We start from the raw sequence: 9139 nt of genomic DNA, 5'->3' as shown, positions 1-9139 counted from the left end.
CGGATCGCCCCCGAAGGTCAGGGAAATATCGGAAAGTTGCAAAAGGGGTAAGCGTGCCATGCGCGCGCATGGCACGCTTACCCCTTTTGCAACTTTCCGATATTTCCCTGACCTTCGGGGGCGATCCGGTATTTTCCGGGCTTGATATGAATGTTCAGCCCGGTGACCGGCTGGCATTGGTCGGGCGTAATGGGTCCGGCAAATCGACCTTGCTCAAGGTCATGGCCGGCCTGGTCGAACCCGATGGCGGAAGCCGCGTCGTCACCCCCGGAATCACCGTCGGCTATATGGAGCAGGACCCCGATCTGTCGGGCTTTGCCACGCTGGGCGATTTCGCGATGTCTGCGCTGGAGCCGGGGCAGGAATACCTGGTCGACATGGCGGGCGAGGGGCTGAAATTCGACCCCTCCCGCCCGGTCGAAACGGCCAGCGGTGGCGAACGCCGCCGCGCCGCGCTGGCCAAGCTGCTGGCCGAAGCGCCCGAACTCATGCTGCTGGACGAACCGACCAACCACCTGGATATTCAGGCGATCACCTGGCTGGAAGACCAGCTTGCCAGCACCCGTGCCGGGTTCGTCCTGATCAGCCATGACCGCGCTTTCCTGCGCAAGCTGGCGCGCGCCACGCTGTGGATAGACCGTGGCCAGGTGCGGCGTCTGGACAAGGGGTTCGATGCGTTCGAGGATTGGCGCGATACTGTCTGGGCCGAAGAGGACGAGGCCCGCCACAAGCTGGACCGCAAGATCAAGGCCGAGGCCCGCTGGGCGGTCGAGGGCATTTCGGCCCGGCGCAAGCGCAATCAGGGCCGGGTGCGCGCGCTGGGCGATCTGCGCGAACAGCGCGCCGGCATGATCCGCCGCCAGGGCACTGCCGACATGGCGCTGGAGGCCGGCCAGAAATCGGGCAAGCGCGTGATCGAGGCGCGCGGCATTTCCAAATCTTTCGGCGACCGGGTCATTCTGCAGCCGTTCGATCTGCGGGTGCTGCGCGGTGACCGGCTGGCTTTTGTCGGGCCCAATGGTGCCGGCAAGACCACATTGCTGAAGATGCTGATCGGGGAACTGGCGCCCGATACCGGCGAGGTCGTTCTTGGCACCAACCTGCAGATCGCGGTCTTCGATCAGAACCGCGCTGCGCTTGACCCAAACATGACCCTTTGGGAAAGCCTGACCGGCGATCCTGAAATGCGGGTATCGGGGCAGGCCGATCAGGTGATGGTGCGCGGACAGCCCCGCCATGTCGTGGGCTATCTGAAGGATTTCCTGTTCGACGATGCGCAGGCGCGCGCGCCGGTTTCATCGTTGTCGGGCGGGGAAAAGGCGCGGCTGCTGCTGGCCAAGATCATGGCGCGCGAAAGCAATCTGCTGGTGCTGGACGAGCCGACCAACGATCTGGATGTCGAAACGCTGGATCTGTTGCAGGACCTGCTGGGCGATTACGCGGGCACCGTTCTGCTGGTCAGCCATGATCGCGACTTTCTGGATCGCGTCGCCAGCACCACCATTGCGATGGAAGGCGACGGGTTGGCCACGGTCTATGCCGGGGGGTGGTCCGATTATCAGGCGCAGCGCGACAGCCAGGCCAGCACTGCGCCTGAAAAACCGCGCGGCAATGACAGGAAACCGGCACCCGTGCCGAAAGCCACGACAACCGTGCTGAGCTTTACCGAAAAGCACCGGCTGGAAAAACTGCCCGCCGAGATCGAGCGTATCGAGGCCGAAATCGCCCGGCTGACCGACTTTCTGTCGGCGCCGGATCTGTTCGCCCGCGAACCCGCCAAATTCCGCAAGGCAACCGAGGCCTTGACCGAACGACAGGCCGCACTGGCGGCGGCCGAAGAGGAATGGATGCAGCTGGAAGAGAAGGCCGCGGGCTGATCTACCAACTGCCGCTGGCGCCGCCGCCTGATGAACTGCCGCCACCAAGAGAATCGTTGCCTTGTGCTGTTGCGGCAGTGCCCGCGATCACGCCGGGGGCGATATAATCGCAGGTTCGGCACTGTGCCGATGCATGTGGTCCCGCGCGGTAGTCCCGTGTCAGGCCGCGTTGGCCGCATTCGGGGCAGCGACGCAGCCGAAGGGCTGTGTTGGATATCCGGCGACGCAGCGCCATGAAGGCAATCAGCCCAATCATCAGCACCGGCATCAGGTAATCGGCCCAGCCATTTTTCGGCGCTTCGGGCGGCGGCTGATTTTGCGCGGCAGGCCGCGCGATCAGGCGCAGCGTATCCGCCAGCCCGGCCTCTATGCCGCCGGAATAATCGCCCGCGCGAAAGGCGGGCAGGATCGTGTCGTCGATCACGTCGCGCGCCAGCCAGTCCCAGTCATGGCCATAGCGCGTGCCCAATTCGATACGCACCTGCCGGTCGTCACGCAGGACGAGAAGCAGAATGCCGTCATTGCGATCCCGCGCGCCGATGCCCCAGGCATTGAACAGACCGGTTGCGAAACCTTCCAGCGATCCGTCCCCGTCATACCCTAGGCGCGAGTTCAGCGTCACCACGGTGGCCTGCACCCCGGTTTGTGCGCGCAGCTCGCGCAGCGATTGCGTGATGCGCTCGCGGGCATCAGGGGCGATCATGCCGGCAAGATCATTCACGAAGGCAGAAGTCGGGGCAGGCAGCGGATCGGCCCGCAGACCGGTGGGCAGCGCAAGGCAGAACAATGTCGCAAGGGCCAGAATTTTGCGGATCACCTGCGAATCCTTTCAGCGATGGGGCCGCGTCACTGGCCGTGGCAGCGCGCGAATGCACGCGTCATATGCGCCCCAAGCATAGCTGCAATCACGGATAATTGACATGCCATTATGGAACCGGCGTAGTTGTGCCGAAACGGCAACGCAATTGCCAGAAAATGGCAAATCTTGGCCGATTATCGCAGGCTTATTCACGTCACTCTCTTGAAGATGGGTGCAACAGCACCACTCTTATCGACGACGGCGGAATAATTCTGTCCGCTCGTATAAAAAAACCGAGGCAGTCAGCCTTAGTCAGTAGGAGAGTAGAATGAAAAAGCTCGTATCCATCACCGCGCTTGTTGCGATGTCAGCCGCGCCTGTGCTTGCCGGCAACCCCGTTGTCGCCCCCGCCGATGCGGTCGTTGCAGCGCCTGTCGCCGCACCGATGTATAACGATGGCGATTGGGGTGGCCCCTCGATCGGTGCGCAGATCGGTTATGGCGATGCCGAGACCAGCGGTGGTTTGTCGCTGTCGGGCAACGAAGCCTTTGGCGGTGTTCATGCCGGCTATGATTTCGACATGGGTCGTTACGTGATCGGTGCCGAACTGGATTATGACGCGACCAATATCGGCCTGAATGCAACCGATGAGCTGAGCAATATCGCCCGTCTGAAACTGCGCGGCGGTTATGACTTTGGCAGAACGCTTCTGTATGCGACTGCCGGCTTTGCCCGCGCCGAGGCCACGCTGGCCGCTGTCAGCGATACCGATAACGGCTATAGCGTCGGTGCCGGTGTCGAGCGTATGGTGACCGATCGCGTCGCCGTGGGTGGCGAGCTGCTGTATAACCGCTTTGACGATTTCGGTGGTACCGGCACGGATATCAAGGCGACCACCGCAACCGCGCGCGTGTCGTTCAAATTCTGATCTGATATCAGGAATGGCGGACGGGCCGGGATTTTCCCGGCCCGTTTCGTTTGTGCCGGGGCTGCCGCTGGAATGATGTCGCGCATGTCGCAGACGGTTTGCATTCGCGCGCGAAGTTGATACATCCCGCCCACGCGCAGAAGAGGGCAGGCATGACGCAGATCAGCCTTTACAACACGAAAACCCGCCGCAAAGAGGCGTTCACCCCGCTGAACCCGGACGATGTGCGCATGTATGTCTGCGGGCCCACCGTTTATGACCGTGCCCATCTGGGCAATGCGCGCCCGGTGGTGGTGTTCGATGTGCTGTTCCGGTTGTTGCGACATGTGTACGGGGCCGATCACGTGACCTATGTGCGCAATTTCACCGATGTGGATGACAAGATAAACGCCCGCGCCGCCGCCACCGGCCGCCCGATCCGCGACATCACCGATGAAACCATCGGCTGGTATCACGATGATATGGATGCGCTGGGCACCCTGCGCCCCACGGCAGAGCCGCGCGCGACCGAGTTCATTCCGCAGATGGTGGCGATGATCGAAACCCTGATCGCGCAGGGTAATGCCTATGAGGCCGAGGGGCATGTGCTGTTCGCCGTCGAAAGCTATGCCAAATACGGTGCGCTGTCGGGGCGCAGTATCGACGACATGATTGCGGGGGCACGGGTCGAGGTCGCCCCCTATAAACGCAATCCGATGGATTTCGTGCTGTGGAAACCGTCACCCGACGATCTGCCCGGCTGGGACAGCCCCTGGGGGCGCGGGCGGCCAGGCTGGCATATCGAATGTTCGGCCATGGCCTTTGAATTGCTGGGGGCGACATTCGACATTCACGGCGGCGGGATCGACCTGCAATTTCCGCATCATGAAAACGAGATCGCCCAATCCTGCTGCGCCCATCCCGAGGGCGGCTTCGCGCAGGTCTGGCTGCATAACGAGATGTTGCAGGTCGAGGGTAAGAAGATGTCCAAGTCGCTGGGCAATTTCTTTACCGTGCGCGATTTGCTGGATCAGGGCGTGCCGGGCGAGGTGATCCGGTTTGTGATGCTGTCCACGCATTACCGCAAGCCGATGGACTGGACGGAGAAGAAGCGGGAAGAGGCTGAGGCGACGCTAAGACACTGGCGCAAGCTGGTGGACGGGGTGGTACCCGGCAGCCCTGATCAAGAGGTTGTCGAGACGCTTGCGGACGATCTGAATACGGCTGGGGCACTAGCGCGGCTGCATGGTTTAGCCAAAAGCGTTGCAAGCAATCCACAAGATGCGCGCGAAGAGGAAAAGCGTGTATTTTTGGCCTCGGCGCAGTTTTTGGGTATTTTGACAGAGGAATTGGCCGGCTGGGAAGCTGTTAGATATGTTGAGAATGGCGGGCTTAAGGTCGGCACTGCCGAGAATGTCGCTGCGGCGATCGATGGTTATGTGGAACAGCGCCGGTTGGCGAAGCTGGCCAAGAACTTTGCCGAGGCGGACAGGATTCGCGCCGCTTTGGACGCCGCCGGTATCATTTTGAAGGACGGACCGCACGGAACAGAGTGGGAGTTCGGAATGTCCGTAAGTCTTTCGAAACTAGAGGCCTTGAAATGATCGGTCAGTTCCGCATTACAGGGCAGCACCCTACCGCGGGGGGGGGCATAGCGCCCGCCCTGGGGGTCGGTCGGGCGCCGCCCGGGCCGCAAGCGACCCGGGCGGGGTGGAAACCCTTGGGCACTATTTGCCATCTCTGGCGTTGCGCCGTGAGTATTTTTGCCAAGAAGATGCCAGGGGGCGGAATTGATGCGTGAGCGGCTTTACCTTTATGACACAACGCTGCGCGACGGGCAGCAGACGCAGGGCGTGCAGTTTTCGACCGCTGAAAAACAGCGCATCGCGGCGGTGCTGGACCGGTTGGGGGTCGATTATATCGAGGGCGGCTGGCCCGGCGCCAACCCCACCGACAGCGCGTTTTTTGACGCAGCACCGCAGACCCGCGCCACCATGACCGCCTTTGGCATGACCAAGCGCGCCGGGCGTTCTGCGGCCAATGATGATGTGCTGGCCGCGGTGATGAATGCCAAGACCCCGGCTGTCTGTCTGGTGGGCAAGACCCATGATTTTCATGTGACCACGGCGCTGGGCATCACACTGGCGGAAAATGTTGAAAATATCGCGCGTTCGGTCGAACATCTGGTGGCACAGGGGCGCGAGGCGCTGTTCGATGCCGAACATTTCTTTGACGGCTACAAGGCCAACCCGTCTTATGCGCTGGAGTGTCTGCGCGCGGCCCATGATGGCGGTGCGCGCTGGATCGTGCTGTGCGATACCAATGGCGGCACCCTGCCGCAGGATGTGGGCCGCATCACCGCCGATGTGATCGCGGCGGGCATACCAGGTGACCGGCTGGGCATTCACACCCATAACGATACCGGCAATGCGGTGGCGTCATCGCTGGCGGCGATTGATGCGGGCGCGCGGCAGGTTCAGGGCACGCTGAACGGGCTGGGCGAGCGCTGCGGCAATGCCAATCTGTGCACGCTGATCCCGACGCTGCTGCTGAAGGCGCCCTATGCCGAGCGGTTTGAAACCGGCATCAGCCAAGAGGCGATGGCGGGGCTGGTGCGGGCCTCGCGGTTGCTGGACGATATCCTGAACCGGGTGCCGGTCAAAAGCGCGCCCTATGTGGGGGCCTCGGCCTTTGCGCATAAGGCGGGGCTGCATGCCAGTGCGATCCTGAAGGATCCCGCCACCTATGAACATATCGACCCCGCGCTGGTCGGCAATGACCGCATCATCCCGATGTCGAACCAGGCGGGGCAGTCGAACCTGCGCCGCCGTCTGGCCGAGGCGGGCATCGACGTGGCCCCCGGTGACCCGGCGCTGGCGCGCATTCTGGAAGAGGTAAAGGCGCGCGAGGATCAGGGCTATTCCTATGACACTGCGCAGGCCAGTTTTGAACTGGTGGCGCGCGCGGGCCTTGGCCAGTTGCCGCAGTTTTTCGAGGTGAAACGATACCGCGTCACGGTTGAGCGTCGCAAAAACAAATATGACCGCATGGTCAGCCTGTCCGAGGCCGTGGTGGTGGTGAAGATCGGCGATCAAAAGATGCTGTCAGTGTCCGAAAGCATGGATGAAGACGGCAATGATCGCGGGCCGGTCAATGCGCTGTCCAACGCGCTGGCCAAGGATCTGGGGCCCTATCAGGCACATATCGACGACATGCGTCTTGTCGATTTCAAGGTGCGCATCACCGATGGCGGCACCGAGGCCGTGACCCGCGTGATCATCGATTGCGAGGACGGGGCGGGCCATCGCTGGTCGACCGTGGGGGTCAGCCCCAACATCGTGGATGCCAGTTTCGAGGCGCTGCTGGATGCGATCAACTGGAAACTGATCAGGGACGGGGCAAGGGCATGAACTGGACCGCCTGCGCCGATCTGGTGCGGCGCGGCGATCCGGACCGGTTTGCCGCGCTGATGGCGGCCCCGCTGGCAGCGCGCGAAAAGCTGTTTCCGCTTTTCGCGTTCAACCTGGAAGTGGCGCGTGCGCCATGGGCGACGCAAGAGCCGATGATCGCCGAAATGCGGCTGCAATGGTGGCGCGATGCGCTGGAGGAAATCAGGGCAGGCGGGCCGGTGCGGCGGCACGAGGTGACCACGCCGCTGGCAGAACTGCTTGGTCCTGATGATGCGGCCCGGCTGGATGGGCTGGTGGTGGCGCGGCGTTGGGATATCTATTCTGATCCGTTCGAAGACCAGGATCATTTCGACAGCTATATCGACGCCACATCCGGCCATCTCATCTGGACGGCAGCGCGGCTGCTGGGGGCGACGACAGGCGAAGACGCGGTGCGCGATGCGGCCTTCGGGATGGGCATCGCGGCCTGGCTGCGGGCCATTGCGCAATTGCAGGTGCGCGGGCGTGTGCCGCTGCTGGACGGTCGTCCGCAGGCGGTGGCCGATTTGGCGCAGCGGGCGCTGATGCGGCTGCAATCCGCCAGGGGCAGGGTTCCCGCGCAGGCGATCCCGGCGCTGCGCACAGGATGGCGGGCGGCGGCGATCCTGCAGGCGGCACGGGACGATCCGGCACGGGTGGCCGATGGACGACTTGACAGATCGGACTTTGCACGGCGCGGCAGCCTGGTGTGGAAAGGTCTGACTGGCGGGTGGTGATCGGCGCCCGAAACGCCTGTGTATGGCGAAGAATTGAGTATTTGAGCCAAGAAGATACACAAGTCCTTTCACCTTGGTAAAATACTCATGCCCGAGGTGCCGCAGGCGCCGAGATAAGGAAAATGCGCCTCAGGCGCGCTTTGGGTCAGACGGTTCTGGGGCGCAGCGCCAGCCAGATCAGTGCCGCGCCGGCCAGCGCCAGAAATGGCACCATGGCCAGATTCACGGCCGTCCAGCCTTGTTGGGCCGTGCCGCCCGAACAGTTCATCAACCCGCCCGAGGCCAGCGAGGCCATGGTGACCCCGCCAAAGACCAGCAGGTCATTCAGGCCCTGCACCCGCCCGCGTTCCTCGGGGCGGTGGGCGCCGGCCAGCATGGTGGTGGCGCCGATGAAGCCGAAATTCCAGCCAATGCCCAGCAGGATCAGGGCGATAAAGAAATGTTCCAGCTTTACCCCGCTGAGCGCAACCAGCCCGGCGCAGGCCAGGATGACCAGCCCCGTGGCCACGATCTTTTCCACGCCAAAGCGTGCGATCAGGTGCCCGGTGAAAAACGACGGCACGAACATTGCCAGCACATGGCCGGTCACCACGTTGGCGGCGTCTGCGGTTTCAAAACCGCAGCCCACCACAGCCAGCGGGGTTGATGTCATTACAAGGTTCATCAGCGCGTAAGACACCAGCGCGCAGATGATCGCCACCGCGATGCGCGGGGTTGTCAGCAGCTCTAACCGGCTGCGCCCGCGGGGGGCGTCCAGCGCCGGAATGGGCGGTTTGGGGATGTTGATGAAGAAGAACAGCATGGCGCCGATCACGTTGATGCCGATCACCGTCAGATAGGTGCCCAGAAAGGGCACGACCATTGCCTGTGATGTCACCTTGACCAGTTGCGGCCCGATGATGGCCGAGGCCAGGCCGCCGGCCATCACATAGGAAATCGCCTTGGGGCGGAACGTGTCTGATGCGGTATCGGTGGCGGCAAAGCGGTAAAAGCCCTGCGCCGACATATAGACGCCGGTGAACAGCGACCCCAGCAGGAACAGCGGGAACGAGGCCTGGATCAGCCCCCATGCCCCGATGGATGCGCCCAGCGCCCCGCCGGTGGCCCCGATGAAGAAGCCCGTGCGCCGTCCGAACCGCTGCATCACCGCCGAGATCGGCGTGGCTGTCAGCATCGAGCCCAGCACGATCATCGAGATCGGCAGGGTGGCAAAGCAGGCGTTGGTCGCCAAAGATTGGCCTGCCAGCCCTCCGAACGTGAAGATCATCGGCATCTGCGCGCCGAGAATGGCTTGAGCAGCCACCAGAACGGCGACATTGCGGCGAGCGAGGCTGTCTTGATCGGTCATCATGCGCTATCGGTAGGCGGCGGCTCGCGGGGCTGCAAGGGAA

Annotated in this window: 7 protein-coding genes; 5 read left to right on the top strand and 2 right to left on the bottom strand. The window is 62.9% G+C overall.

Annotated features, from left to right (window positions below; translation table 11 throughout):
* Positions 1-68 precede the first annotated feature (68 nt).
* Positions 69-1877, top strand: a complete 1809-nt coding sequence (locus ACTCHC_RS10130) for an ABC-F family ATP-binding cassette domain-containing protein (RefSeq protein WP_463022371.1) — start codon at positions 69-71, stop codon at positions 1875-1877.
* Between the two features lies 1 nt (position 1878).
* On the opposite strand, the gene ACTCHC_RS10125 is transcribed toward ACTCHC_RS10130, so the two are convergent.
* On the bottom strand, positions 1879-2694 hold the full coding sequence (locus ACTCHC_RS10125) for a TPM domain-containing protein (RefSeq protein WP_463022370.1): 816 nt from the start codon (positions 2692-2694) through the stop codon (positions 1879-1881).
* 310 nt (positions 2695-3004) lie between these two features.
* Between ACTCHC_RS10125 and ACTCHC_RS10120 the strand changes: the two genes are divergently transcribed.
* The 4 genes from ACTCHC_RS10120 (at position 3005) to ACTCHC_RS10105 (ending at position 7748) form a co-directional block, all read left to right on the top strand.
* Positions 3005-3604, top strand: a complete 600-nt coding sequence (locus ACTCHC_RS10120) for an outer membrane protein (protein ID WP_463022369.1) — start codon at positions 3005-3007, stop codon at positions 3602-3604.
* Between the two features lie 152 nt (positions 3605-3756).
* Positions 3757-5187 (top strand): cysteine--tRNA ligase, encoded by a 1431-nt coding sequence (gene cysS, locus ACTCHC_RS10115; RefSeq protein ID WP_463022368.1) that lies wholly within the window; start codon positions 3757-3759, stop codon positions 5185-5187.
* A 186-nt stretch (positions 5188-5373) separates the two neighbouring features.
* The gene (cimA, locus tag ACTCHC_RS10110) at positions 5374-6993 is read left to right on the top strand and encodes a citramalate synthase (RefSeq protein WP_463022367.1); all 1620 of its coding nucleotides are present in this window, start codon (positions 5374-5376) and stop codon (positions 6991-6993) included.
* Positions 6990-7748, top strand: coding sequence for a squalene/phytoene synthase family protein (locus ACTCHC_RS10105; protein ID WP_463022366.1), 759 nt, complete (start codon positions 6990-6992; stop codon positions 7746-7748). The genes cimA and ACTCHC_RS10105 overlap by 4 nt, the downstream gene beginning before the upstream one ends.
* Before the next feature lie 145 nt (positions 7749-7893).
* Here ACTCHC_RS10105 and ACTCHC_RS10100 read toward each other — a convergent pair whose 3' ends face one another.
* Entirely contained in the window at positions 7894-9096 is a 1203-nt protein-coding gene (locus ACTCHC_RS10100; RefSeq protein ID WP_463022365.1) for an MFS transporter, read from the bottom strand.
* Positions 9097-9139: the final 43 nt, after the last annotated feature.

Source organism: Actibacterium sp. (assembly GCF_055134745.1).
This window is presented reverse-complemented; position numbering and strand designations above follow the sequence as displayed.